This is a genomic window from Pseudomonas sp. RC10, assembly GCF_038397775.1.
Classification (GTDB): domain Bacteria; phylum Pseudomonadota; class Gammaproteobacteria; order Pseudomonadales; family Pseudomonadaceae; genus Aquipseudomonas; species Aquipseudomonas bambusae.
On the sequence record NZ_CP151650.1, the window covers coordinates 1,052,537 to 1,079,144 of the forward strand.

Annotated in this window: 19 protein-coding genes, 2 tRNA genes and 3 rRNA genes; 12 read left to right on the forward strand and 12 right to left on the reverse strand. The window is 57.7% G+C overall.

Annotated elements, in window-relative coordinates; genetic code table 11:
• The first annotated feature begins 35 nt into the window (after window positions 1-35).
• The 7 genes from msrP (at window position 36) to rrf (ending at window position 7,362) form a co-directional block, all read left to right on the forward strand.
• Window positions 36-1,049, forward strand: coding sequence for a protein-methionine-sulfoxide reductase catalytic subunit MsrP (msrP, locus tag AAEO81_RS04740; protein WP_341961993.1), 1,014 nt, complete (start codon window positions 36-38; stop codon window positions 1,047-1,049).
• Window positions 1,049-1,669: a protein-methionine-sulfoxide reductase heme-binding subunit MsrQ gene (gene msrQ / locus AAEO81_RS04745; protein ID WP_341961995.1), complete on the forward strand. Its 621-nt coding sequence runs from the start codon at window positions 1,049-1,051 to the stop codon at window positions 1,667-1,669. Before msrP ends, msrQ begins: the two co-directional genes overlap by 1 nt.
• Before the next feature lie 503 nt (window positions 1,670-2,172).
• Window positions 2,173-3,709, forward strand: a 16S ribosomal RNA gene (locus AAEO81_RS04750).
• Between the two features lie 64 nt (window positions 3,710-3,773).
• A tRNA-Ile gene (locus AAEO81_RS04755) sits at window positions 3,774-3,850 on the forward strand.
• 26 nt (window positions 3,851-3,876) lie between these two features.
• A tRNA-Ala gene (locus AAEO81_RS04760) sits at window positions 3,877-3,952 on the forward strand.
• A 248-nt stretch (window positions 3,953-4,200) separates the two neighbouring features.
• Window positions 4,201-7,092: ribosomal RNA gene (locus AAEO81_RS04765) — 23S ribosomal RNA — on the forward strand.
• A 154-nt stretch (window positions 7,093-7,246) separates the two neighbouring features.
• Window positions 7,247-7,362: ribosomal RNA gene (gene rrf / locus AAEO81_RS04770) — 5S ribosomal RNA — on the forward strand.
• Together the 16S, 23S and 5S rRNA genes with 2 tRNA genes alongside form the textbook arrangement of a ribosomal RNA operon.
• Before the next feature lie 355 nt (window positions 7,363-7,717).
• Here the strand turns inward: rrf and mksF are convergent.
• From mksF to mksB, 3 genes are read right to left on the reverse strand one after another with little or no spacing between them, the layout of a single operon-like run.
• Complete coding sequence (gene mksF, locus AAEO81_RS04775; protein ID WP_341961996.1) at window positions 7,718-10,570, reverse strand: Mks condensin complex protein MksF; 2,853 nt, start codon at window positions 10,568-10,570, stop codon at window positions 7,718-7,720.
• On the reverse strand, window positions 10,567-11,274 hold the full coding sequence (gene mksE / locus AAEO81_RS04780; RefSeq protein ID WP_166598744.1) for an Mks condensin complex protein MksE: 708 nt from the start codon (window positions 11,272-11,274) through the stop codon (window positions 10,567-10,569). Before mksE ends, mksF begins: the two co-directional genes overlap by 4 nt.
• Entirely contained in the window at window positions 11,264-12,541 is a 1,278-nt protein-coding gene (gene mksB, locus AAEO81_RS04785; RefSeq protein ID WP_341961999.1) for an Mks condensin complex protein MksB, read from the reverse strand. Before mksB ends, mksE begins: the two co-directional genes overlap by 11 nt.
• A 144-nt stretch (window positions 12,542-12,685) precedes the next feature.
• Here mksB and AAEO81_RS04790 point away from each other — a divergent pair, with 144 nt between their 5' ends.
• Window positions 12,686-13,492, forward strand: a complete 807-nt coding sequence (locus tag AAEO81_RS04790; protein ID WP_341964465.1) for an energy transducer TonB — start codon at window positions 12,686-12,688, stop codon at window positions 13,490-13,492.
• Window positions 13,485-13,937 (forward strand): ribosomal protein S18-alanine N-acetyltransferase, encoded by a 453-nt coding sequence (gene rimI, locus AAEO81_RS04795; protein ID WP_341962000.1) that lies wholly within the window; start codon window positions 13,485-13,487, stop codon window positions 13,935-13,937. Before AAEO81_RS04790 ends, rimI begins: the two co-directional genes overlap by 8 nt.
• A 139-nt stretch (window positions 13,938-14,076) precedes the next feature.
• On the opposite strand, the gene AAEO81_RS04800 is transcribed toward rimI, so the two are convergent.
• The gene (locus AAEO81_RS04800; protein ID WP_166598747.1) at window positions 14,077-14,490 is read right to left on the reverse strand and encodes a serine kinase/phosphatase; all 414 of its coding nucleotides are present in this window, start codon (window positions 14,488-14,490) and stop codon (window positions 14,077-14,079) included.
• Between the two features lie 150 nt (window positions 14,491-14,640).
• On the opposite strand from AAEO81_RS04800, the gene can reads away from it, so the two are divergent.
• A complete protein-coding gene (gene can / locus AAEO81_RS04805) occupies window positions 14,641-15,282 on the forward strand; it encodes a carbonate dehydratase (protein WP_110949859.1) in 642 nt (213 codons plus the stop codon).
• Between the two features lie 180 nt (window positions 15,283-15,462).
• Here the strand turns inward: can and AAEO81_RS04810 are convergent, their stop codons facing one another.
• The 4 genes from AAEO81_RS04810 to AAEO81_RS04825 all read right to left on the reverse strand — a co-directional run bounded on the left by AAEO81_RS04810 (window position 15,463) and on the right by AAEO81_RS04825 (window position 20,109).
• On the reverse strand, window positions 15,463-16,629 hold the full coding sequence (locus tag AAEO81_RS04810) for a hypothetical protein (RefSeq protein WP_341962002.1): 1,167 nt from the start codon (window positions 16,627-16,629) through the stop codon (window positions 15,463-15,465).
• Between the two features lie 179 nt (window positions 16,630-16,808).
• Window positions 16,809-18,431: a methyl-accepting chemotaxis protein gene (locus AAEO81_RS04815; RefSeq protein WP_341964466.1), complete on the reverse strand. Its 1,623-nt coding sequence runs from the start codon at window positions 18,429-18,431 to the stop codon at window positions 16,809-16,811.
• Between the two features lie 459 nt (window positions 18,432-18,890).
• Complete coding sequence (locus AAEO81_RS04820) at window positions 18,891-19,541, reverse strand: HD domain-containing protein (protein ID WP_341962003.1); 651 nt, start codon at window positions 19,539-19,541, stop codon at window positions 18,891-18,893.
• Window positions 19,542-19,644: 103 nt separating this feature from the next.
• Window positions 19,645-20,109 (reverse strand): Lrp/AsnC family transcriptional regulator, encoded by a 465-nt coding sequence (locus AAEO81_RS04825; protein WP_341962004.1) that lies wholly within the window; start codon window positions 20,107-20,109, stop codon window positions 19,645-19,647.
• Between the two features lie 122 nt (window positions 20,110-20,231).
• Here AAEO81_RS04825 and mdeB point away from each other — a divergent pair, with 122 nt between their 5' ends.
• Window positions 20,232-22,937: an alpha-ketoglutarate dehydrogenase gene (gene mdeB / locus AAEO81_RS04830; protein ID WP_341962005.1), complete on the forward strand. Its 2,706-nt coding sequence runs from the start codon at window positions 20,232-20,234 to the stop codon at window positions 22,935-22,937.
• Window positions 22,938-23,044: 107 nt separating this feature from the next.
• On the opposite strand, the gene AAEO81_RS04835 is transcribed toward mdeB, so the two are convergent.
• The 4 genes from AAEO81_RS04835 to AAEO81_RS04850 are packed head-to-tail and all read right to left on the reverse strand — an operon-like array spanning window position 23,045 to window position 25,712.
• The gene (locus AAEO81_RS04835; RefSeq protein WP_166597283.1) at window positions 23,045-23,932 is read right to left on the reverse strand and encodes a metal ABC transporter substrate-binding protein; all 888 of its coding nucleotides are present in this window, start codon (window positions 23,930-23,932) and stop codon (window positions 23,045-23,047) included.
• A gap of 27 nt (window positions 23,933-23,959) precedes the next feature.
• Window positions 23,960-24,829, reverse strand: a complete 870-nt coding sequence (locus AAEO81_RS04840) for a metal ABC transporter permease (protein WP_341962007.1) — start codon at window positions 24,827-24,829, stop codon at window positions 23,960-23,962.
• Window positions 24,826-25,578: a zinc ABC transporter ATP-binding protein AztA gene (gene aztA / locus AAEO81_RS04845; RefSeq protein ID WP_341962009.1), complete on the reverse strand. Its 753-nt coding sequence runs from the start codon at window positions 25,576-25,578 to the stop codon at window positions 24,826-24,828. The genes AAEO81_RS04840 and aztA overlap by 4 nt, the downstream gene beginning before the upstream one ends.
• Window positions 25,575-25,712, reverse strand: coding sequence for a hypothetical protein (locus AAEO81_RS04850; RefSeq protein ID WP_166597280.1), 138 nt, complete (start codon window positions 25,710-25,712; stop codon window positions 25,575-25,577). The genes aztA and AAEO81_RS04850 overlap by 4 nt, the downstream gene beginning before the upstream one ends.
• Before the next feature lie 184 nt (window positions 25,713-25,896).
• On the opposite strand from AAEO81_RS04850, the gene AAEO81_RS04855 reads away from it, so the two are divergent.
• The gene (locus tag AAEO81_RS04855; RefSeq protein ID WP_341962011.1) at window positions 25,897-26,496 is read left to right on the forward strand and encodes a flavin reductase family protein; all 600 of its coding nucleotides are present in this window, start codon (window positions 25,897-25,899) and stop codon (window positions 26,494-26,496) included.
• Window positions 26,497-26,608 lie beyond the last annotated feature (112 nt).

The window sequence follows — 26,608 nt, forward strand, 5'->3', positions numbered from 1 at the left end:
AAGGTTGAGCCATTCACCTTGGCTGCGGAGTTACCATGCTTATCAAGACACCTTCCGCGTCCGTCTGCAAAGAGTCGGATGTCACGCCCGAATCGGTTTATCTCTCCCGTCGTGCAATGCTCGGCGCCTCACTGGCCGGGCTCGCGATCAGTACGTTGCCTTCATGGGCACAAGCTGCCGACGCCTCACAATACGCCGGGGTTGAGGCTGGAAATGCGCCCCATTGGTTCAGTGACAAACTGCCTTCGACGAAATGGCAGGCGATAACGGTTCAGAACGAAGCCATTACGCCGTTCAAGGACGCCACGCATTACAACAATTTCTACGAGTTCGGCACTGACAAAGGGGACCCGGCTCAAAATGCAGGCTCGTTGAAGACCGAACCCTGGACTGTTGTGATCGACGGTGAGGTCGGAAAGCCGGGTCGTTATGCGCTCGAAGATTTCATCAAGCCTTATCAGTTGGAAGAGCGTATCTACCGTTTGCGCTGTGTAGAGGCGTGGTCGATGGTGATTCCGTGGATTGGCTTTCCTATTGCTGATTTGCTCAAGCAGGTCGAACCCACGGCAAAAGCAAAGTACATCCGGTTCGAAACGCTGCAGGACCCCAAGGCCATGCCAGGGCAACGGTCCGGTTTCGCGCTGATCGACTGGCCCTATGTAGAAGGGCTGCGACTGGATGAGGCGATGAATCCTTTGGCGATTCTTGCGGTAGGAATGTATGGCCGCGAACTGCCCAATCAGAATGGGGCGCCGCTACGGCTAGTGGTGCCGTGGAAGTATGGGTTCAAGAGCGTGAAGTCGATCGTGCGCATCAGTCTGGTCAGCGAGCAGCCGAAAACAACTTGGCAAAGCATCGCCGCCGATGAATACGGCTTCTACGCTAACGTCAATCCCACGGTCGATCACCCTCGTTGGACTCAGGCTCGTGAGCGACGACTGCCTAGTGGGTTGTTCAGCCCGAACATCCGGCCCACTGAAATGTTCAACGGCTATGGGGAAGACGTCGCCTCTCTTTATACGGGCATGGATCTGCGGAAGAACTATTGATGCGTTATCTGCTTTGGCGCTTCGCCGTCTTCGTTGCTGTCTGTATTCCTCCGATTTACTGGTTGAACCGGGCCTGGGTTCTGGACTTGGGGCCTGATCCCGGAAAGGCGCTGGTGGATCTTTTTGGTCTGGGCACGTTGGTGCTTCTGCTGATCACGCTGGCGATGACGCCGCTTCAGCGTGTGACCGGTTGGGCGGGGTGGGTGCATGTCCGTCGCCAACTCGGGTTGTGGTGTTTCACCTATGCGTTGTTGCATATGCTGGGGTATGGCTTCTTTATCTTGGGATTCGATTGGGCGCAGCTGAGCGTCGAGCTGGTCAAGCGACCCTACATTATCGTTGGCAGCCTGGCATTTCTGTGCCTGCTGACGCTGGCGATCACCTCTAATCGTTATAGCCAGCGTCGGCTGGGGGCGCGATGGAAGAAGCTGCACCGTTTGGCTTATCTGATTCTCGGGCTTGGATTACTGCACATGCTGTGGATTGTGCGGGCCGATCTCAAAGAGTGGTCGATATATGCGGCTGTGGGGGTATTGCTGTTATTGCTAAGAATCCCCGTGGTTGCGAGACGAATCCCGCGTCGCGTCCATAAAAAACCTACTGTTGTAACAAAAGCTTAAATAAGTGCTTGACGCCCCTCCGGATGTGTCTATAATTCGCCCCACTTCCGGCGCAGTCGGAACCGAAAACTCCTTGAGGATCAACGAGTTACAGGTTCAAGATGGCGAGGAAGTGTTTCGGTTCTGGTGTCTGAATCGACAGCGGTGAAAAAGGTGGTTGACAGCAGGTTGTAACGCTGTAGAATTCGCCTCCCGCTGACATGAGACGCCAAGCCGAACGAAGCGCAAGTGGTTGAAGTTGATAAGGAAACTTTGAAAACTTCTGAAAATAACCGCTTGACAGATTGAGACGCTGCTGTAGAATGCGCGCCTCGGTTGAGACGAAAAGCTCTTAACCAACCGCTCTTTAACAATTGAATCAAGCAATTCGTGTGGGTGCTTGTGTTGTAAGACTGAAGTCAACTGATTATCAGCATCGCAAGTTGCTCCACGAGAAATCATGGTTTAACCAACGATTGCTGAGCCAAGTTTATAGGGTTTTCTCAAAACCCGATTGCAGTATTGAACTGAAGAGTTTGATCATGGCTCAGATTGAACGCTGGCGGCAGGCCTAACACATGCAAGTCGAGCGGATGAAGGGAGCTTGCTCCCTGATTCAGCGGCGGACGGGTGAGTAATGCCTAGGAATCTGCCTGGTAGTGGGGGACAACGTTTCGAAAGGAACGCTAATACCGCATACGTCCTACGGGAGAAAGTGGGGGATCTTCGGACCTCACGCTATCAGATGAGCCTAGGTCGGATTAGCTAGTTGGTGAGGTAATGGCTCACCAAGGCGACGATCCGTAACTGGTCTGAGAGGATGATCAGTCACACTGGAACTGAGACACGGTCCAGACTCCTACGGGAGGCAGCAGTGGGGAATATTGGACAATGGGCGAAAGCCTGATCCAGCCATGCCGCGTGTGTGAAGAAGGTCTTCGGATTGTAAAGCACTTTAAGTTGGGAGGAAGGGTTGCTGATTAATACTCTGCAATTTTGACGTTACCGACAGAATAAGCACCGGCTAACTCTGTGCCAGCAGCCGCGGTAATACAGAGGGTGCAAGCGTTAATCGGAATTACTGGGCGTAAAGCGCGCGTAGGTGGTTTGTTAAGTTGAATGTGAAATCCCCGGGCTCAACCTGGGAACTGCATCCAAAACTGGCAAGCTAGAGTAGGGCAGAGGGTGGTGGAATTTCCTGTGTAGCGGTGAAATGCGTAGATATAGGAAGGAACACCAGTGGCGAAGGCGACCACCTGGGCTCATACTGACACTGAGGTGCGAAAGCGTGGGGAGCAAACAGGATTAGATACCCTGGTAGTCCACGCCGTAAACGATGTCAACTAGCCGTTGGAATCCTTGAGATTTTAGTGGCGCAGCTAACGCATTAAGTTGACCGCCTGGGGAGTACGGCCGCAAGGTTAAAACTCAAATGAATTGACGGGGGCCCGCACAAGCGGTGGAGCATGTGGTTTAATTCGAAGCAACGCGAAGAACCTTACCAGGCCTTGACATCCAGTGAACTTACCAGAGATGGTTTGGTGCCTTCGGGAACACTGAGACAGGTGCTGCATGGCTGTCGTCAGCTCGTGTCGTGAGATGTTGGGTTAAGTCCCGTAACGAGCGCAACCCTTGTCCTTAGTTACCAGCACGTTAAGGTGGGCACTCTAAGGAGACTGCCGGTGACAAACCGGAGGAAGGTGGGGATGACGTCAAGTCATCATGGCCCTTACGGCCTGGGCTACACACGTGCTACAATGGTCGGTACAAAGGGTTGCCAAGCCGCGAGGTGGAGCTAATCCCATAAAACCGATCGTAGTCCGGATCGCAGTCTGCAACTCGACTGCGTGAAGTCGGAATCGCTAGTAATCGCGAATCAGAATGTCGCGGTGAATACGTTCCCGGGCCTTGTACACACCGCCCGTCACACCATGGGAGTGGGTTGCACCAGAAGTAGCTAGTCTAACCTTCGGGGGGACGGTTACCACGGTGTGATTCATGACTGGGGTGAAGTCGTAACAAGGTAGCCGTAGGGGAACCTGCGGCTGGATCACCTCCTTAATCGAAGACTCAGCTTCTTCGCAAGTTCCCACACGAATTGCTTGATTCATTGAAGAAGACGATTGGGTCTGTAGCTCAGTTGGTTAGAGCGCACCCCTGATAAGGGTGAGGTCGGCAGTTCGAATCTGCCCAGACCCACCAATTACCGGTGCACCCTGTAGCGATACGGGGCCATAGCTCAGCTGGGAGAGCGCCTGCCTTGCACGCAGGAGGTCAGCGGTTCGATCCCGCTTGGCTCCACCATACCGGTGTTCGGTGGTACAGACAGTTGTCATGCTAAAGCTTAGAAATGAGCATTTCCTTCGGAAGAAGGCTGAATGTTGATTTCTGATCTTTGTCAGAATCGTTCTTTAAAAATTCGGGTATGTGATAGAAAGATAGACTGGGCACCTCTTTCACTGGTGTGTGTCCAGGCTAAGGTAAAGTTTGTGAAATGCAAACTTTCGGCGAATGTCGTCTTCACAGTATAACCAGATTGCTTGGGGTTATATGGTCAAGTGAAGAAGCGCATACGGTGGATGCCTTGGCAGTCAGAGGCGATGAAAGACGTGGTAGCCTGCGAAAAGCTTCGGGGAGTCGGCAAACAGACTGTGATCCGGAGATGTCTGAATGGGGGAACCCAACCATCACAAGATGGTTACCTTGCACTGAATACATAGGTGCATGGAGCGAACCAGGGGAACTGAAACATCTAAGTACCCTGAGGAAAAGAAATCAACCGAGATTCCCTTAGTAGTGGCGAGCGAACGGGGACCAGCCCTTAAGTTGATTTGAGATTAGCGGAACGCTCTGGAAAGTGCGGCCATAGTGGGTGATAGCCCTGTACGCGAAAATCTCTTGTCAATGAAATCGAGTAGGACGGGGCACGAGAAACCTTGTCTGAACATGGGGGGACCATCCTCCAAGGCTAAATACTACTGACTGACCGATAGTGAACCAGTACCGTGAGGGAAAGGCGAAAAGAACCGCGGAGAGCGGAGTGAAATAGATCCTGAAACCGTATGCGTACAAGCAGTGGGAGCCCACTTTGTTGGGTGACTGCGTACCTTTTGTATAATGGGTCAGCGACTTATTTTCAGTGGCGAGCTTAACCGAATAGGGGAGGCGTAGCGAAAGCGAGTCTTAATAGGGCGTCTAGTCGCTGGGAATAGACCCGAAACCGGGCGATCTATCCATGGGCAGGTTGAAGGTTAGGTAACACTGACTGGAGGACCGAACCGACTACCGTTGAAAAGTTAGCGGATGACCTGTGGATCGGAGTGAAAGGCTAATCAAGCTCGGAGATAGCTGGTTCTCCTCGAAAGCTATTTAGGTAGCGCCTCATGTATCACTGTAGGGGGTAGAGCACTGTTTCGGCTAGGGGGTCATCCCGACTTACCAAACCGATGCAAACTCCGAATACCTACAAGTGCCGAGCATGGGAGACACACGGCGGGTGCTAACGTCCGTCGTGAAAAGGGAAACAACCCAGACCGTCAGCTAAGGTCCCAAAGTCATGGTTAAGTGGGAAACGATGTGGGAAGGCTTAGACAGCTAGGAGGTTGGCTTAGAAGCAGCCACCCTTTAAAGAAAGCGTAATAGCTCACTAGTCGAGTCGGCCTGCGCGGAAGATGTAACGGGGCTCAAACCATGCACCGAAGCTACGGGTATCACCTTTGGTGATGCGGTAGAGGAGCGTTCTGTAAGCCTGTGAAGGTGAGTTGAGAAGCTTGCTGGAGGTATCAGAAGTGCGAATGCTGACATGAGTAACGACAATGGGTGTGAAAAACACCCACGCCGAAAGACCAAGGTTTCCTGCGCAACGTTAATCGACGCAGGGTTAGTCGGTCCCTAAGGCGAGGCTGAAAAGCGTAGTCGATGGAAAACAGGTTAATATTCCTGTACTTCTGGTTATTGCGATGGAGGGACGGAGAAGGCTAGGCCAGCCTGGCGTTGGTTGTCCAGGTTTAAGGTGGTAGGCTGGAATCTTAGGTAAATCCGGGATTTCAAGGCCGAGAGCTGATGACGAGTGTTCTTTAGAACACGAAGTGGTTGATGCCATGCTTCCAAGAAAAGCTTCTAAGCTTCAGGTAACCAGGAACCGTACCCCAAACCGACACAGGTGGTTGGGTAGAGAATACCAAGGCGCTTGAGAGAACTCGGGTGAAGGAACTAGGCAAAATGGCACCGTAACTTCGGGAGAAGGTGCGCCGGTGAGGGTGAAGGACTTGCTCCGTAAGCCCATGCCGGTCGAAGATACCAGGCCGCTGCGACTGTTTATTAAAAACACAGCACTCTGCAAACACGAAAGTGGACGTATAGGGTGTGACGCCTGCCCGGTGCCGGAAGGTTAATTGATGGGGTTAGCTAACGCGAAGCTCTTGATCGAAGCCCCGGTAAACGGCGGCCGTAACTATAACGGTCCTAAGGTAGCGAAATTCCTTGTCGGGTAAGTTCCGACCTGCACGAATGGCGTAACGATGGCGGCGCTGTCTCCACCCGAGACTCAGTGAAATTGAAATCGCTGTGAAGATGCAGTGTATCCGCGGCTAGACGGAAAGACCCCGTGAACCTTTACTATAGCTTTGCACTGGACTTTGAATTTGCTTGTGTAGGATAGGTGGGAGGCTTTGAAGCGTGAACGCCAGTTTGCGTGGAGCCATCCTTGAAATACCACCCTGGCAACTTTGAGGTTCTAACTCAGGTCCGTTATCCGGATCGAGGACAGTGTATGGTGGGTAGTTTGACTGGGGCGGTCTCCTCCTAAAGAGTAACGGAGGAGTACGAAGGTGCGCTCAGACCGGTCGGAAATCGGTCGTAGAGTATAAAGGCAAAAGCGCGCTTGACTGCGAGACAGACACGTCGAGCAGGTACGAAAGTAGGTCTTAGTGATCCGGTGGTTCTGTATGGAAGGGCCATCGCTCAACGGATAAAAGGTACTCCGGGGATAACAGGCTGATACCGCCCAAGAGTTCATATCGACGGCGGTGTTTGGCACCTCGATGTCGGCTCATCACATCCTGGGGCTGAAGCCGGTCCCAAGGGTATGGCTGTTCGCCATTTAAAGTGGTACGCGAGCTGGGTTTAGAACGTCGTGAGACAGTTCGGTCCCTATCTGCCGTGGACGTTTGAGATTTGAGAGGGGCTGCTCCTAGTACGAGAGGACCGGAGTGGACGAACCTCTGGTGTTCCGGTTGTCACGCCAGTGGCATTGCCGGGTAGCTATGTTCGGGAAAGATAACCGCTGAAAGCATCTAAGCGGGAAACTTGCCTCAAGATGAGATCTCACTGGAACCTTGAGTTCCCTGAAGGGCCGTCGAAGACTACGACGTTGATAGGTTGGGTGTGTAAGCGCTGTGAGGCGTTGAGCTAACCAATACTAATTGCCCGTGAGGCTTGACCATATAACACCCAAGCAATCTGCGACCCGAGAGGGCATCAGATTGCGGTGACTGTGAAGACGACAGCAACCGAAAGTTTGCAGCACAGACGAACGACCTGATCACATACCCGATTTGCTGAGGCGAGGCCGCTGGCCACGACTTGGTACCCGAATTTCTTGACGACCATAGAACATTGGAACCACCTGATCCCATCCCGAACTCAGAAGTGAAACGATGTATCGCCGATGGTAGTGTGGGGTTTCCCCATGTGAGAGTAGGTCATCGTCAAGATTAAATTCCAGAACCCCATTTGCGAAAGCAGATGGGGTTTTGTTTTTGCGCGCGGAGAAACTCAGAACTCAACCTCAATTTGCGAGAGAACCTGTAGGAGCGAATTCATTCGCGATTGGCCCGTACAGACGATAGAGATGCATGGCCTGAACCTCTGTCTCGCGAATGAATTCGCTCCCACAGGTTGGTCGACTCCTTTACGTCGCAGCACGGCTCGACAATGGCTGCGATCTCAATGGCGCCACCGCCGGCAAGCCGGACTGCTATAGAGATATGTGATTACATCAAGATAGAACTGCGCCCACAAAAAAGCCCTGCATCGCTGCAGGGCTTTTCGTTACCACCTGAATAAGGGCTATTCAGCAGCCGCTTCCGCCGCTTCCGCCGCTACCGCCGCTTCCACTGCCTTCACCGCACTCACCTCATCGCGACGACGAATGTATTTCCAGTCGGCCTCATCGATGTAAATACCAGCAGGGCCACTGCCGCCTTCAAGGTCGATCGCGACATGCGCGGACACTTGCGGCTTAACGCTCGCCAGAATTGGCACGAAGCCCAATTGCAGGCTGGTTTCCAGCAACGCTGCCTGGTTACGTTCGTCGATGTCTGCCGCTTCGTCGAGGTAGTAAGGCAGGCGCACACGACCGGCCAGATCGCGGTCCATCAAGTGCAGCAACAGGTACATGTTGGTCAGCGCTTTGATGGTCATGGTCGTGCCGTTTGACGCGGCGCCATCGATGTCGGTGTGGATAACCGGCTGGCCGTTGACCTTGGTGATTTCGAACGCCAGCTCGAACAGATCTTTAAGACCCAGCTGGTTATGGTTCGCTGCCACCAGGCGCGCCAGGTATTCCTTGGCTTCTTCGTTCTTGTTGTCCTGCTCGGCGCTCTGGCTCAGGTCGAAGACCGACAGCGTTTCGCCTTCTTCGTACTGACCGGCGCTGTGGATGATCTGGTCGATGTGCTTGAGCGCTTCCTTGTTAGGAGCCAGAACGATGCGGAAGCTTTCCAGGTTGGAGACTTGGCGTCGGTTGATCTCGCGGTTGAACAACGCCAGTTGATGCTCAAGGCTGTCGTAGTCGCTGCGAATGTTGCGCAGGGTCCGCGCAATGTCGGTGACGGCTGCACGACGTGCCTTGCCCAAAGTCAGCGCTTCATCAGTACGGTGCGCATAGGCGTTGATCAGCAATTGCAGACGGCGCTCCATATCGTCTTCGCTGTCGAACTTGGCCACCCCCTTCAGGCGTACCTGCGCATACAAGGCTTCAATCTGACCGTCGCAACGCAACAGACCTTGCCAGCTGTCCTGGTAGTCGTTGAGCAGGGGCAGCAGATTGTCCAGCGAATCGTCGACAGGCTCCATGAACGGCGTGCCGAATGGCAAGTCAGCAGGCAGCAGCTGACGGCGACGCAGCGCGTCATCCAGTGTGCGTTGTTTGGATTCCAGATCGCCGATCTGACGCCCTACCAATTGCAGCTTCGCCGACAGTTGCTGAACGCGTTCGGTGAAGGCATCGCTGGAGCGCTTGAGTTCGTCCTGTGCCGCTTCCATCTGAGCCAGTTGTTCCAGCTTCTCGCCTTCTTCGGCGCTCAGGGTCTGGGTGCGACGGAAATCTTCCAGCGCTTTCTGCGCATCCAGCACCTGCTGATACAGGGCCTCAGTCTGGGTTTTGCTCGCGGCGCGGTCAGCCGCAACGGCTTGTTGGGTCTTCAGTTGCTTGAGTTCTTTTTCCAGACGCTCTTTCTGATCACGTAACGCTGCGCGGTCGGCCAACGCCTGCAACGCGGGCGGCTCGATGTGCGACAGGTTGATTGACAGGCCCGGCACTTCAAAACGCTCGCCTTTGAACCCATCCAGAATGGCCTCCAGCGATTTGACCCATGCATCACCGTCATCCAGCGCGATGCCTTGTTCGCCGAGCGGCAGGCTAAAGAGTGAGCTGTTGAACAGGCGCATCAGGCGTTCGACGTCCGGTTGCGAGAACTCTTCTCGCAGTCGGGCGTAGCTGTTGTTGTCCGCATGATCGAGCTGCTGCTTCACCGATTTCAGACGCTTTTCCAGATCGCGCAGGCGTTCGTCCAGATCTTCAGCGCTGAACTGACGGGACTGTGCCAGCGCACCGGCCAGTTCGTCATGGGCATCTTTGGCGGCCAGCAGTTGCTGTTCGAGAACGCGAACGTCGTCCACCAGCGCAAAGCGGTTCTTCAGCACGGCCAATTCGCCGATCCAGCGTTGCAGGTCGCTGATCTCACGCTCAAGGCGCATCAGCTCCTGAGTGCCACCGCGCTGATCGTTTTGCAAGGCGTCCTGCTCGCCGCGGTAGTGCTCGGCCTGAATGACCAGCTCTTCCTTGCGTGCGTTGGAGTAGTCCTGCCATGTGCCAAGCAACGAGTCCAGCAAGGGCGACAGGCGATGCAACTTGCCACGCAGGATGTCGCGCTGTTTGACGCCGTTCGCCAGGGCTTCGACCAAAGGACCGGCAAGCACCAGCGCGTTGTAGTCCTGTTCCATGCGACGTACATCGCGGAAGGCTTCTTCGCACGCGGCGATGTAATCCACGCTACCGGAACGCAGGCTGTGCTCGAACGCGTCGAGGAACAGTTGCTTGAGTTTGGCAGCAGTGATTTCGCGCATGTGCAACAGGTTGATGAACAACGCGCGGAATGTTTTCAGACTCTGTTCGCTGGTGGAGCGCAGTGGGATCAGCGTCAGGTCCAGCGGGATCGAGGTATGACCACCGACCAGCAAGCGACGCAGTTCGTCCGGTTTCAGCTCGTAGGCTTTGAGGCCTTGGCTTTCCAGATTGGTAAACAGCTCTTTCTGCCGCAGGCAGGTGTCGTTCTTCTGGTAGTGCGCCAAATCCAGCTTGCCCGCATAGGCGAAAAACTGGTGACCAAAGCCGCCGCCCGGACCTCGACCGACCACGCCAATGACGTGCGGGCCGTGGGGCAGGGCGACTTCGACGAGGATGTAGCTGGTATCTGACGCAAAGTAGAAGCGGCGGGACTGGTCGAGGCTGTATTTACCGAAGGACATGTCCGACATGCGCGCCAGAATCGGGAATTGCAGTGCGTTGATCGAAGCACTCTTGCCGAGGTTGTTCGCGCCATACACCGACAATGGATGTTCCAGTGGAAACAGCCCGAGGCTATAACCGGCGGTATTCAGCAGGGCGAAGCGGCGGATGCCATAGCGTTCCTGGCTCATGCGTCATGTTCCTGTTCTTCGGCGATAGCGCGAGCCAAGGCCTGCTCTTCGCTTTCTTCGGTGTCGTCAAATTCCGCCAGGTCGAGCGGGTCATCGGTCTGTAGCAGCTTCTCGTCGCTGTCGTCGTCGATCAGCACCGGCGTTGGCAATGGCAGGTCGCTGTGCAGGCTGGCTGCCAGGTCGCGGTCCTGCTGAACCGACAGACATACATCCAGAAAACGGTGCATCGGCGGCAGGAAGCGATAGATACCCACTTCTTCGGAGGCAAACCCGAGCTGGGTCATGCGGCGCATGATTTTCTCTTCCAGCTCTTCTTGGGTCTGCACTTCGGCTTGCAAGAACAGGTCACGGTATTTATCCAGCAGTGAAGGCAATTCGTCACGGCCCAGACTGCCACCATCGAGGACGGCCACCGGGTCGCGGCCCTGGTCGGCCAAGTGCTCGACAAGGATGAATGTGAACAGGGCCAGACGCTGTGCAGTCTTGTTGACTTGCGCAGCGGCCAGGTCCGGTACGAAATAGTAGAAGCCACGGGTGTCGCAGATCAGCTCGAAACCCAGCGCCTTGAACAGCGTGCGGTACTGGTCTTGAAAGTTGGACAGTTGCGCGTACAGCTCAGGGTCGCGACGGCTAACGTGGTAGCCCTTGAACAGCTCGCGAAAGATCGGCGCAAGCTGGGACAGTTCGGATAGATCAAGATGCATGGGCGGTGCCCTCGGAATTCTCTGGGGTAGCGTCTTTGCTTGAGAGCAGGGCGAAGGAGCGCAGGCTGACACGGTGCTCCTGGGTCAAATATTCACGGCGTTCGAGACGCTCGCGTTTGAAGCGTTTTTCCCGCGACAGGCGCGAGAACCAATACAGCAATTCGTCGGTGGCGCCGGTCGGCTCCTGCTCCAGCAGCCAGACCATCAGGTCTGGCATCGGCAGGGCCTCTTCGCAACGTTCGACCATTTCCTTGACCGTGCGCGGCGCCCGAGGGGGCTCGCCTTTGCGGGTGATGTTGGCTTTGGGGAAACGGGCCGGTTTCGGCTCGAAACGGGCCAAAGCATAAACGTAAGCTTCTACCTGGTTTGCGCTGCCGAGGAAGGTGCTTTGCGGACGGGTGAACATCGGCATCGCGGCCTGGGGCACCGCGTCGATGCCCTTGCGGCGAATGGCTGACAGGGCCAGCGCGGCGCCACGGGTCACGGCATTGTGGCGACGCGCCTCTTCACGCAATGGCAGCAGCAGTTCGCGAGCATGACGCAGGGTCAGTTGCGCGCTGGTCTGCATTTCCAGAATCCGCGCGTGAGTGCGCAGCAGCATGTCGTCGTCGACCAGGTGCCCAAGGCGCTGCTGATCAGTGAGCATGCGTAGCAAGACGTTTTCGACCTTGCGCACGCCTTGTTCGAAGGCGCCGTCGGCGTTGACCAGCTGGATCATAGGCTCGACGTACTCATCCCAAGTCGCCAGCACTTCGGCATAGCGCTGACGCAGCGGGATCTGGCGGTCGCTGGTCTTGGCACGTTCGGCCACGGCGACCAGCGCCTGTTCATCGTTGGCGAGCTTTTTCAGCACGTCGCGCACGCGCATGTCGAGCAGGCGCAACTGGCGGGCGAGATCGTTGGCATCGCGGGCGTCGAACGCTTCCTGGATGTAACCGGCCAGTCGCTCCAGATGGCGCAGATAGGCTTCGATCTCCAGGCACAGGCCAAGGCGGTGCTCGCGGCGCAGGTACGACAGGAAGTCGTGGATCTGCGCGTTCAGCTCGAAACGGTTCGGGCTTTTGGCCACGGGAACCAGAATATCGAGACGAATCCACACGTCCAGCAGGTGGGTGATGTCCTGGGGTGTGCTTTCCAGTTGCTGGGCCGCCAGTTGCAGGCGCAATTCGCTCAGGCTCAGGGTGCCTTGGTCGAAGTGCTCGCACAGAGGCTCAAGAAGCGCCCAGTGTTCGGCAAGGGCGCGCAGGACGCGCTTAGGTTCGATCATCGGAGGGCCGCAGGTTGGCAAATAAAAGCGGCGATTGTACTGCATCGCGGCGGTTGGTTTTCACCCTCAGTCGATCAACTGCGGCGGGAAGCGTCGAACGTCTGTAGAATCCCCGTCCTGACTTTATCCACAGGTGGCTGTCCCTTGCTCAATGAGCCTCGCCGCCGCGCTTATTTGACCGCCATGCAGGTGGTCAGTTGGCTGCCGCGCACCGATCTGCCTTTTGCTGCGCCTTCGCGTCCGGAGTTGCTCGCGCCGTTGCTGGTGTTCGAGGACGAGGTTGCGCAGGCGCTGCCATCGGTGGCCCCTGCGGTCTCCCGCAACGAGGGCCCGAACGGCGCAGCCCCTGCGGCACGCACGGTGGAGCGACCGAAGATCGAAATGCCTCGTCCTTCCTCCGCTGCCAAACCAGCCGTCAAGCCGGTGGAGGATGAGCCAGCCCCGGAAGTCGTGAAAGCGCCGGTTGTGCCGCCGCCGCGCTTCTCGTTGCAATTGCTTCGTGCGGGCAGTTGTTTGCTGTTGGTTGAGCTGGCAACGGGCGAGCCTTTCCAGAGTCGCGATCCTTCTTATCTCTTGCTCAAGGACATGCTGCGCGCCGCCGGTTTGCCTGATAGTCCGCAGATCATCGGCGAACCTGTGCGATGGCCGCTGCTGGTACGCGGCCAGATGGATCAAGGCCCAGAGGCGGCTCGTGATTTCGTTCAGGGTTTTCTGTATGCCCGGACAGAGGAGGAGCCTTGCACCTGTTTGTGGCTGATCGGACTGCCGGCGATACGTTTTGCCGGGGAAGTTGACGCCGAATCCTACAATCTTGAATTCCAGGTCGAAGGTCTGGGATCGGCCTGGGCGCTGCCGGGTCTGGAACTCCTGATGGACGAGCCTCAGCGCAAGGCCGATGTGTGGCGTGCCATGCGTCAATTGATGGGACGTTGGAAGAGCGTAAATGACTGATGCCGTAACGTTTCGCCGCATGACCGAAGCCGATCTCGATGCGGTGTTGAAGATTGAATACGCGGCATTCAGCCACCCGTGGACGAGGGGCATCTTTCTGGATGGCCTCAAATCCTACGAAATCTGGTTGATGTTCGAAGGCAATCAGCAGGTCGGGCATGGCGTGATCAACGTGATCATTGATGAGGCGCATCTGCTGAACATCACGGTCAAGCCGGAAAGCCAAGGCCGTGGATTGGGGCTGTTGTTGCTGGATCAGTTGATGAAGCGCGCTTATGAGATGAATGGCCGCGAGTGCTTCCTTGAGCTGCGGGCGAGCAACCAGTCGGCCTATCGGTTGTACGAGCGGTACGGATTCAACGAGGTGGGTCGGCGTCGTGATTACTACCCGGCGGTGGGTGGCCGCGAAGATGCGCTGGTCATGGCCTGCACCCTGACGGATTGATCACCCGCGGCTGAGCTTCAGACTGTAGGAGCGAATTTATTCGCGAGACATGTGTACATCCGGCACCGTTGAATCGTTTGAAATGCCGTCTCGCGAATGAATTCGCTCCTACAGGGTTTCACCTGCCTGAACAGACGCGTCAAATCTCAGGTTTACCATCCAGCGGATCGAAAATCGCCATTTCCTCTTCATCCAGGCCGCCGCCCGCGCCGATTTCGTCTTCGTCGACGATGCTCAAATCAAAGTCTGCCGGGCCGCCTTCACCTTGCTCGCGGGCCGAGCGTGAGCCGTCTTCGTCGATCAGCGTTTCAGGACTCATGTCATCGTCTGTCGGATTGTGATCGTCCGTCGATGCGCCGGTCATGCCCGCTTCCCGCACGCGCTCGTCAGGAATGTACGTTTCCAGCTCATCTGCAGGGATGGTGTCACCGATCCGTCCGCTGGGTTCGTTATTGTCATTGAAGTTAAGCTCTTCCATCGAGCCCATGCGATCTTCGTTATCGTCGATGGGCTCGGGCTGGGTAGCGCCGAAAGGGCGGCGTGGATCGTTCATGGCAAATCCTCATTGTGAGCGGTCTTAATGAGGTGGACCGGGGGGCGTTATGAAGATTCACTCAGATTCTCCATCGGTCGTGGCGAAATGGCGTGACCCCGACCGTCGAGCGCCTGTCATAGCTGGGCATCATTTCCGAGGCATCAACGTATGAACGAATTACAAGATCTGATCGATAACAACGAACGTTGGGCAGCCGCCATCAAGGAAGAAGACCCTGAGTTCTTCGCCAAGCTGGCCCGTCAGCAAACGCCGGAATACCTCTGGATCGGTTGTTCGGACGCGCGCGTCCCCGCGAATGAAATCGTCGGCATGCTGCCTGGCGATCTGTTCGTTCATCGCAACGTGGCCAACGTCGTGCTGCACACTGACCTGAATTGTCTGTCGGTGATTCAGTACGCCGTCGATGTCCTCAAGGTCAAACATATCCTCGTCACCGGCCACTACGGCTGCGGCGGCGTGCGCGCCTCGATGCAGGACCGTCAGTTCGGCCTGATCGACGGCTGGCTGCGGACCATTCGCGATCTGTATTACGAGAACCGTGAGTTGCTGAGCAAGCTGCCGACCGAGGAAGAGCAGGTCGACCGCCTGTGCGAGCTGAACGTGATTCAGCAAGTGGCCAACGTCGGTCACACCAGCATTGTGCAGAACGCTTGGCATCGCGGGCAGAAGCTGTCGATCCACGGCTGCATCTACGGGATCAAGGACGGACGCTGGAAGAGCCTAAACACGACGATCAGCGGTTTTGAGCAGTTGCCGCCGCAGTATCGGTTGCGTCCGTTAGGGGAGTGACTCTTCTGATACAGCGGACCCTGGAATGCGACGAAATGCGTAAGACAGGACCGCTAAATTTGTAGGAGTGAGCTTGCTCTGGGCGGCATCCCGACGATGGCGGTGTGTCAGGCATGAATAGGTGTCGGACAGGTTGCAATCGTCGGGATGCCGCCCAGAGCAAGTTCACTCCTACAGGAGTCAGGCCTGCTTTTTCAGCATCTCGGGCAACGGCTTGCGCAACTGATCCAGCTGTCGACCCACCGATCCGGTCCGGCATTTTGATGCTGCCTGGTCAGGCGTCAGGTTGCGAATCGAGGTGTAGAACAGCTTGCAAGTCTCGACTTTGTTGGTCACCTGCCAGTTGGTCGTGCACTGGCTCAACAGGGCCGCTGCGTCCGAACCCGGTTTCTGCCCCATCCCCGCCTGCCAGCACGCAGCGCTCAAGTCCTGCCCCATGACTTTCAAACCCGCCGCGTCAGCCTTGGCTTCATCGCCGCCATAGTTGCTCTTGTCCGCCGCGTACCAGATGTAGCTCGGGTGGTTGGAGCCGATCACCGATACAGTCTGCCCCGTCGTCGGACTGATCGTCGCCAGGCCCAGCACCGGCACGTTGACGTTGTACTGCGCTTTCAGCCAGTTGCGTACTGGCGCACCGAACGCGACCATCGGCAGCGAGGTGCCCGCCGAACTCTGGCTGACGTCCTTGACCATGGTGGTCTGATAGTCATTGAAATAGCTGTAGACGCCTTCCAGATCGCTGCCTGCATTGGACGGCGCAGCAATTGGGGCGATGTCGATGATGGTCTGATACGCCGGGGTCTGATCCGCTGGAATACCGTTATCGGTCAGCAGTTCGGCCCAGCGGTCAGTGGTCGCCGAGCGCAGGTAATCCTGGGCTTGAGTCAGCGAATAATCGGGCGGGAAATGCAGCAGCTCGACACTTTTGCGATTTTCCAGCGCCATGCCCAGCGGCAGGAACAGGTACCAGTTGTAGGCAAATTTGCCATCCGCGTTGAGTTTGCTCGCGCCGGTGTAAGCCAGATCGCCCGCGTTCAACAGACTTGTTAGTGGCTTGTCATAGCCATCCGGTACGCCGGTGATCTTGGCGTGCAGCTGATCGTTGTCGTTGGTCACGCTGACGTTGGCGGTCGGGTAGCCGTCGCGCTGAACGCTTTGCGTCAGGTAATGCTCGACCGTCTGCTCCAGCGTCCAGTTACGGAAGCAAATGACATTGCAGTTATTGGGGTAGGCGAAGAGGCGGGTGACGCGGTCCTTGCTGCCCAGGCTGACGTCGACGTCTGCGTGGGCGGTCAAGCTGAGAGCGAAAGCGGTGAGTGCAACGCTCAATGCTGCGGTTTTCTTCATGCTCATGTCCTTGTTGGCGTGGGCACCCGTCTGCGCGGGTGTGTTTCAATAATGAAACATCTGGACATGACAAGAAATACATTAAATCTGAAATCGCTCATTAGCATTGAGGCCTGCTGGCATTGACGATTTGAAAGTCGCCACCGCCAACAGTCCATGCTCCTACGAAGCCCGGAAGGTTAGAGCACGAAGCGTTGCACCATCGAGTTGAGATCGGTGGCCAGCATCGCCAAGGCATTGCTGGCCACAGTGGTCTGCTGGGCACCCGAGGCCGATTGCGTCGACAGGTCGCGAATGCTGCTCAGGTTGCGGTCCACCTCGTGGGCGACCTGGGCCTGCTGTTCAGCGGCGCTGGCGATCAGCATGTTGCGGTCGCTGATGGTCGAGGTAGAGCTGATGATCACGGTCAGCGCCTGACTGGTGGCTGCGGCTTGCTCCAGTGTCTGACTGGCCTGGGCGGCAGTGACGCGCAGGGTTTCGGCGGTGTCCTGAGTGCTCTTCTGAACATCATTGATCAGGCCTTCGATTTCGGTGGTCGAAGCGCTGGTGCGTTGCGCGAGTGACCTGACCTCGTCGGCCACTACCGCGAATCCACGGCCCGCTTCGCCTGCACGCGCTGCTTCAATCGCAGCATTCAGCGCCAGTAGGTTGGTCTGGTTGGCGATGGCGCGGATCACTTCGAGAATCTTGCTGATGCTCAGCGTGCGCTCGGCCAGACCGTCGGCCTGATGAGACGAATCGAGCACGTTGTCGGTCAGTTCTCTGATTGAATCGATGGTTCCGGTCAGGCGCATGCGGCCTTCGGCGGCCGCTTCGTTCGACGCTTTCGACTCGGTCGACGTGTTGCTGGCGTTGTCAGCGACTTCCACCGCCGCCTGGCTCATCTGATTGACCGCCACCGCTGCCTGTTCGATTTCGTCGTTCTGCGCCTGCAGGTTTTTGGCGCTGGCCTCGGCAATCGCGCCCATCTCCTGCACCGACTGGCTCAACTGGCTGGCTGCCGCGTAAATCTGATCGATGGTGCCGTGCAAATTTCCGCGCATCTGGCCCAGCATTTTCAGTAGCTGCGCCGTTTCGTCCTTGCCTTCCGGGATCGGTTGCGGGCTCAGATCACCCTCGGCAATGGTGCTGGCGATCTGCAGCGATTGGCGCAGCGGCCGGATGATGCTCACGCTCAAGCGCCACGCCAACAACAGGGTCAATACCAAGGCAATCACGATGGCGCTGACCGCGATGATGCGCGTCTGCTGGAAGCGACTGCCCGCGCCGTCTACAGCGGCGGCGGCACTTTGCTTATTCAGTTCACGCAGCAATTGCACCTGCATGTCCATCAAGTCGCCTTGCAAGCTCAATGTCGTGTTGAGCAGCATCCGTGCATCGTCGAGTTTGCGTTGTTCGATCAAGCCGATTTCGTCATGCAGGCCCGGCATGAACGCCTTGTAAGCGTCTTGCAGGGCCTTGATGGAGTCGCGTTCCGTGCTGTCAGTCGCATGGGCGAGGTAATCGCTAAAGCTCTTCTCCACCTCGTTTTTCAGCTGCTCGACGTTGATCTTGCTGTTGACCACCGCGCCCGGATCGTCCGCGTTGGCAATCAGACGTGCGCTCTCGCCGCGCAATTTGATCAGGTCGATCGCGATGGCATCCGCCATGGCCATGCTCGGCATCGCGCCACTTTCCACCGCCGCGCCCTGATCGCGAATGCTCTGCATCTGCAACAGACAGAACACGCCCAACGCCACCAGCAACAGCGCGGTGATGCCGAAACACAGCACCAGACGCTGAGCAATCCGAAAGCGTCGCAGGAACGCTGGCTTGGACGAAGGACGGAACAACCCACGCAATGACCTTTTCACAACACGAATCTCATCGACGAATACACCGGAGACCCCGTTATAGAGATGTTCCGTGATGTCTTTATGACATCCGGTCGAAATATTTCAGATTTGTTGTGATTTGACGGCAGACAAACTAAGGGCAAATTCCGGCATTTCAGATTCGGCTTAGGCGGCTTCTGCTATCTCCGTAAGATTTTTCTGTACGGCTTACGGTCGGCTTGTTGGCGTCGATTCGGTCACTAAAATGTATTCCGATGGGTTTTGGAGTAGATGCAGTGGTTGAACAGGACGATTCAAATGAGCCCGTGTGGGTAGATACGGACGACGCTCCAGAACTTTCAGACGAGTTCTTCGACAATGCTGACGAGTACATTGGTGAGACACGGGTTGAACGTGCCCCACCTATTTCTGACGCAGTAGAAAGCGTTACTCACCCACCTCTTCCATAAACTCCCGCAAAAACCGCTCGGCGCGCTCGTGTCGGGTCTGTGCCATCTGTTTTCCCGTGCCCGTCTGGAAGCCTTGGGCGAGGGTAAAGAGTTTGGTTGTGAAGTGATCGGTAGCGTACCGTTTGTCGTCCAGTTCTCGGCTTTTCGCTTGAGGGTCGGTCGGGTCGTAGAGGTGGCTGCCCATGCGGCCCGAAACGTAGAAGAGGCGGGCAACGCCGATCATGCCGATGGCGTCGAGGCGGTCGGCGTCTTGCAGGATGCGGGCTTCGAGGGTGGTGGGCGCAATGTTCGCCGAATAGCTGTGGGCTTCGATGGCGTGTGCCACTGCATCGATTCGTTCCTCGTCCCAGCCCATTTCCGACAGCAGCTCCCCCGCTTTCGCAGCGGCCAGGCGGGACGCGCTGGAGCGAAAGGGCGAGTTTTTCTCCACTGACACGCAATCGTGCAATAAGGTGGCCGCGATCAGGATCTCGGGATCGCCCCCTTCTTTGTTGCGAATGGCGCAGACGTTGGTCCAGACACGATGCAGATGCGAGACGTCGTGAGAGCCGTCGGCCCGTTCGGCAATGGTGTGCGGCAGCAGCTTGTCAGCCAGGTCCTGGAACGGCGCGAAGGAGAGTGCGGTCATCAGTTGTCCTTGCAGGTGCAGTGCTGGCGAATAGGAGCAGCATAGAAGATGGACCTGAACCCGCGTGTGAAGGTCCTCGCGTTCGCTGCACGCAGGCGGCGGGTCATGGCCGCAACGGCAGTGCAGTCTTGTAGCGCACCTGCTTGAGCGACAGGCTGGAACGGATTTTCTCTACTTCCGGCATCGGCGACAGGCGTTCGATGATGAAATGTTCGAGCGCTTGCATGTCGGCCATGATCACGCGCAGCAGGTAGTCGGCATCCCCGGTCATCAAGTAGCACTCCATCACTTCTTCGCACTCGCACACGCGGCGCTCGAAATTCTGCAGGGCCTCGCGGCTTTGTTCTTTCAGGCTGATGGAGATGAACACGTTCAGGCGCAGTCCCAAATGTTCAGGGGCGAGCAGGGCGACGTACTCGCGGATGCAGCCCGACGCTTCCAGCGCCTTGACCCGCGCCAGGCACGGCGAAGGGGACAAATGAACCCGTTTGGCGAGTTCGACGTTGGACAGGCTGCTGTCCCGTTGCAGTTCCCGAAGGATTTTCAGATCAATGCTGTCGAAGTTCATCGTGCTTTCGTCTGCCGTTTTTGGAGTTTTTTATGCTGCCGATCAGCGATCGTGTCGGCCAAATCGGTCATTAAATCTGCGTGCGCAAGCATAGACTTTTCCTCATTGAACCGGAGGTGTCCATGAGCCATTTCGAATCTCGCATTCCTGCAGCCGCTGTCGAACGAAACCATGACGATCAGTTGGAGATGACCGAGTGGCACGACGCGCTGCTGTCGCTGGTCGAGCATGCCGGGCCCGAGCGCGCTCGTGAGATTCTCGACATGCTCACTCATTTGGCGCGTGATCCGAAGATCGGCTGGCAGCCGGCGCCGGGCACGCCGTATATCAACACCATTCCTGTCGAGCAGCAGCCTGCGTTTCCGGGCGATCTGGCCGTCGAAGAGCGCTTGGCCTCGCTGATGCGCTGGAATGCGCTGGCGATGGTGGTCCGTGCCAACCAGGCCTATGGCGAGTTGGGCGGGCATATCGCCAGCTATGCCAGTGCAGCGGACTTGTTCGAGGTCGGCTTCAATCACTTCTTCCGCGCCAACACCGGGCATGACGGCGGCGATCTGGTGTTCTACCAGCCGCATTCGGCGCCGGGCATTTATGCGCGGGCGTTTCTCGAAGGGCGATTGAGCGAAAACGATCTGGCTCACTACCGTCAGGAAATCGGAGGACCCAAGGCCAATGCGCGTGGGCTTTCAAGTTATCCACACCCTTGGTTGATGTCGGACTTCTGGCAATTTCCCACAGGCTCCATGGGCATTGGCCCCATCAGCTCGATTTACCAGGCGCGGTTCATGCGCTATCTGGAGCATCGCGGCTTGCAGGACACCTCGACGCGCCACGTCTGGGGCGTGTTCGGCGACGGCGAAATGGACGAGCCGGAGAGCATGTCAGCCCTGACGCTGGCCGCCCGCGAACGGCTCGACAATTTGACGTGGGTGGTCAACTGCAACTTGCAGCGGCTTGACGGGCCGGTGCGCGGCAACGGCCGGATCATCGACGAATTGGAGGCCTTGTTCAGCGGAGCGGGTTGGAATGTCATCAAGCTGGTCTGGGGCTCGGATTGGGACGCGTTGTTTGCGCGGGATCACGACGGGTCTCTGGTGCGTGCGCTGTCGCAGACCGTCGATGGCCAGTTCCAGACCTTCGCGGCAAAAGATGGTCATTACAACCGCGAACACTTTTTCGGTCAGAGCGACGCACTCAGCAAACTGGCGGAAGGTTTGAGTGACGAACAGATCGACCGGCTCAAACGCGGTGGTCATGACTTGGTGAAAATCTTCGCTGCCTATCAGGCCGCGACGCTGCACAAAGGCCGACCCACGGTAATCCTCGCGCAGACCAAGAAGGGCTTCGGCATGGGCGAGGCGGGCCAGGGCAAGATGACCACGCACCAGCAGAAGAAACTGGATCGTGAGGCGTTGATCAATTTCCGCGACCGTTTTCATCTGCCACTTACCGACGATGAAGCCGCCGATTTGAGCTTCCTCAAGCCCGACGCAAACAGCGCTGAAATGCGCTACCTGCACCAGCGGCGGCAGGCGTTGGGCGGGTCGATGCCAAGTCGCAGCAACGTCGCGCAAAATGTTGCAGTGCCTGATCGCGAACAGTACGCCAGCTTCGCGACTCAAGCCGATGGCAAGGAGATGTCGACGACCATGGCATTCGTGCGCATGCTCGGCAATCTGCTTAAAGACAAACAGCTCGGCCCACGCGTCGTGCCCATCGTGGCCGACGAAGCGCGCACGTTCGGCATGGCCAATCTGTTCAAGCAAATCGGGATTTACTCCAGCGTGGGCCAGCGCTACGAGCCGGAAGACATCGGCTCGATCCTCAGTTATCGCGAGGCCACCAACGGGCAGATTCTGGAGGAGGGCATCAGCGAGGCGGGGGCGATCAGTTCGTGGGTCGCGGCGGCAACCAGCTATTCCGCCCACGGCCTTCGCATGCTGCCGTTTTACATTTATTACTCCATGTTTGGTTTTCAGCGGGTCGGCGACCTGATCTGGGCCGCCGCCGATCAGCGTGCTCGCGGTTTCTTGCTGGGGGCCACGGCAGGCCGCACGACGCTGGGCGGCGAAGGGCTGCAGCACCAGGACGGCTCCAGTCATTTGATGGCGTCGACCGTGCCGAATTGCCGCGCCTACGATCCGGCGTTCGCGGGGGAGTTTGCGGTGATTCTGGACCATGGCATGCGCCAGATGCTGGAGCACGATGTGGACGAGTTTTATTACGTCACGCTGATGAACGAAAACTACGCACAGCCGACGTTGCCGGAGGGTGTCGAGGCGTCGATTATTCGCGGCCTGTATCGGTTTGACGAGCGCTCGGCGGAGGGCGCTGTCGGCAAGGTGCGGCTGTTGGGTTCAGGCACGTTGTTGCGTGAGGCGATTGCAGCGGCCGATCTGTTGGCGCAGGACTGGCAGATCGAAAGTGAGGTCTGGAGCGTCACCAGCTACACCGAGCTGGCGCGGGAATCGCGTGAGGTGGAGCGCTGGAATCGGCTGCATCCCCGGGATATTCCACGTCTCAGCCATCTTGACGAATGCCTGCCAACCGGCGCGCCGGTGGTGGCGGTTTCCGACTACGTACGAGCGGTGCCGCAGTTGATCGGGTCCTACGTGATGAGCGATTACACAGTGTTGGGCACGGACGGCTTTGGCCGCAGTGACACCCGTGCGAGGCTGCGCAACTTCTTTGAAGTGGATCGTTACCACATCGTGCTGGCGGCGGTGACGGCGTTGGTGGGAGAGGGGAAATTGGTGGCGGAAGTCGCGGCGCAGGTGATCGACCGGTATGGGATTGAGGTTGAAAACGACGCGTCGTGGAGCTGCTGAATGGCGGCGTTTCGACGATCACTTCGCGAGCAAGCTCACTCCTACAGGGTGAACGTGCTCCGCTGTAGGAGTGAGCTTGCTCGCGATGGCGGTCCCAAGGGCTTAAATCACTTCCCTTTCATCGCCGCTGTCAGCTTGTCGACGTTGTAGCGAAACATCTTCACGTACGTCGTGGCAGGCCCGTTCGCCGGGGACAGTGATTCCACGTACAACTCGCCCCCAGGGTGCGCGCCGCTGGCTTTGGCAATTTGCTGAACCAGGCGTGGGTCCCCAGAGTTTTCGAAGAAGTAGGCACTGACATGCTCCTGTTTGATCTGGTTGATCAGCTTGCCCACGTCCGCGGCCGAGGCTTCGGTCTCGGTGGAAAAGCCCAGGGGCGACAGGAAGGTCACGCCATACGCATCACCGAAATAACCGAAGGCGTCGTGGGATGTCAGCACTTTGCGCTGTGCGACGGGAATGGCATTGATCTGCGCGCGGGCGTAGGCGTCCATGTCCTGCAACTGAGCGATGTATTTCTCACCGTTGGCTTTGTAATCGGCTGCATTGTCTGGGTCGGCTTTCTGCAGTGCCTTGATGATATTTCTGACGTAGACGACGCCGTTCACCGCGCTGTTCCAGGCATGGGGATCGGTGATTTTCTCGCCGTCCTCTTCCATGCTGCGGGTCATGATGCCGTTGGACAGCACCACCGGTTCGCCCTTGTAGCCCGATGCCGTGATCAACCGATCCAGCCAGCCTTCCAGGTGCAGGCCGCTGACGAAGACCACGTCGGCCTTTTTCAGCGACTGGGCGTCGTTGGGGGTGGGTTCGTAGACGTGTGGGTCGCCATTGGGGCCGATCAGCGAGGTCACGTGCACGTGATCGCCACCGACGTTATGCACCATGTCGGCGATAACGGTGAACGATGCAACGGTTTCCAGGGTTTTTGCCTGGGCGAAGTTGGCCAGGCCCGACAACGCCAGAGCGGCGGTCAGAAGCGTCAAACGTTTCATGGTGTTTTCCTTGAGATGAGCGAACGATCAGCCGGACAGGTGAACCCTCGGGAACAGTCGGCGTAGGAAACCGCTGCGTCCAAAGAACAGTGAGAACAGGTAGAAGGCGCTGGCCGTCAGGACGATGGCCGGGCCCGATGCAACGCTGGCGTGGTAGGAAACGATCAGGCCGATGAAACCCGAAAGCGTGGCAACCACGGTGGAAATCACGATCATCCCGGTCAGAGAATTCGACCAGAAGCGTGCGACGGTGGCGGGCAGCATCATCATGCCCACCGCCATCAGGGTGCCGAGGGCCTGGAACCCGGCCACCAGATTGAGCACCACCATCAGCAGAAACAACACGTGATACAGCGAGCCACGCCCGCCGATGGCGCGCAGAAAACCGGGGTCGAAGCACTCCAGAATCAAGGGCCGATAGATCAGCGCCAACAGGATCAAGGTAAACGACGCGATGGCGCCGACCATGAAGATCGCCTGATCGTCGATGGCCAGAATCGTCCCGAACAGCACGTGCAGCAGGTCGACGTTAGAACCGTGCAGCGAGACGATCAGCACGCCCGCCGCCAGCGACGTCAGGTAGAAGCTTGCGAAGCTGGCGTCCTCTTTCAAGGTGGTGAAGCGGCTCACGAGACCCGACAGCAACGCTACGGCCAGCCCGGCGATCAACCCACCGAATCCCATGGCGGGCAGCGACAGGCCTGCGAACAGAAAGCCCACCGCGGCGCCCGGCAACACGGCGTGGCTCATCGCGTCCCCCACCAGGCTCATGCGGCGCAGCATCAGCAGCACGCCTACCGGGCCGGAGTCGATGCCCAGCGCGAGGCAGGCGACGAGCGCACGACGCATAAAGCCGAAATCGACAAAGGGCTGAATCAGCAAGCTATAGAGCGTCACAGCGTCTCCTCCTCGTCGACTTCGCAGGGCTGCGCGTCGGGATTCCAGTGCTCGGCCATGTTTTTGGCGCGGCGCAGGTTGTCGGCGTGAAGAATGTCGGCGGTGTTGCCCCAGGCGATGGTTTCCCGCGCCAGCAGCAACGTGTTGGGGAAATGCTGGCGCACCTGCTCGATGTCATGCAGCACGGCGATCACGGTGCGGCCCTGACCGTGCCAGCCGCTGATCAGCTTGAGCAGGTCACGGGTGGTACGGGCGTCGATGGCGGTGAAAGGTTCGTCCAACAGAATGACCGAAGCGTCCTGCAACAACAGGCGGGCGAACAGCACGCGCTGGAATTGTCCGGACGACAACGAGCTGATGCTGCGTTGCTCGAAACCTTCCAGGCCCACGGCCAGCAAGGCCTGGCGCGCCTGTTCGGCATGCTGGCGGGTGGCGCCACGAAACGCCCCGATGCTGCGCCAGGCGCCCATCATTACGGTGTCGGCAACGCTCAGTGGAAAGCTGCGATCGATCTCCGCCGCCTGAGGCAGATAGCCGATGTGCCGGGTTGCCAGGCTGCCGCGATCCACACGTCCGACGGCAGGCTTCAACGTGCCCGCGATGGCCTTGATCAGCGTGGACTTGCCCGCGCCGTTAGGCCCGACAATCGCCGTCAGGCTGCCCGCTGCAAAGCGTCCGCTGACGTGATGCACCGCTGGGCGGCGCTCGTACGTCACGGTCAGGTCATGCAGATCAATCGCTGCGCTCATGGAATCGCCACCGCCCACGCGATGCCAATCCACAGCAGCGCGAGCAGCGTCAATGAAACCAGCACCCGCTTGCCTGCGGACTGAGCGAGGGCGGACGACGCGATATTCGGAGAAAGTCGAGGTGCGGATTTCACGGGGGAAAATGCCTGAAATGTTTTGTTATAGTATTACATCATTATTTTCAGGCTCCAGGAAAGGCCTTTTTGGGGACGGTTCAGGATTGCGACAGTTTGGCGACAGGAGGGGAATGCCTGCGTTTTGCGGCGAGAACAAAACCCTGTAGCTTCAGGACATCGTTTGTATTTCAGGATCAGATTCATGTCCGCGACCCATCGCCGCTCCGTTCCCCTCGCCAAATGCTATCGCTTGCTCAACCACGGCCCTACCGTGCTCGTCAGCGCTGCCTACAACGGACAACGCAATATCATGGCCGCCGCGTGGGCCATGCCGCTGGATTTCCAGCCACCGAAGGTCACTGTCGTGCTGGATAAATCGGTATGGACGCGGCAACTGCTGGAAGGCTCCGGGACGTTCGTGATCAACGTGCCCACGGTCAGCCAGCTCGATATCGTCGAAACGGTTGGCTCGACCTCGGGACTGGAAATTTCCCGGGAAAATGAGCAGGACAAGTTCAAAGCGTACGGTCTCGAAACCTTCAACGGCGACATCGTTCAGGCGCCGTTGCTGGAAGGCTGTGCCGCATGGCTCGAATGTCGCCTGATGCCCGAACCGCACAACCAGAATCAATACGATTTGTTCATCGGCGAAGTCGTCGCCGCGTGGGCGGACGAGCGCGTGTTCTCCGACGGCCACTGGCACTTTGAGGGTCATGACGCTCTGCGCACTCTGCACCACGTAGCGGGCGGGCATTTTCTGGTGATTGGGGATGAGGTGGTGGGGAAGGTCCTGGAGCGTTGAGCTTGAGAGGCGTCTGTCAATCGCGGCCCATAGTTTTGCAGGAAGCCGCTGAAATCACATGAAGCAACGTTGAATGGCATCGGATAAATTCCCTGTCGCCGCGATGCCATCC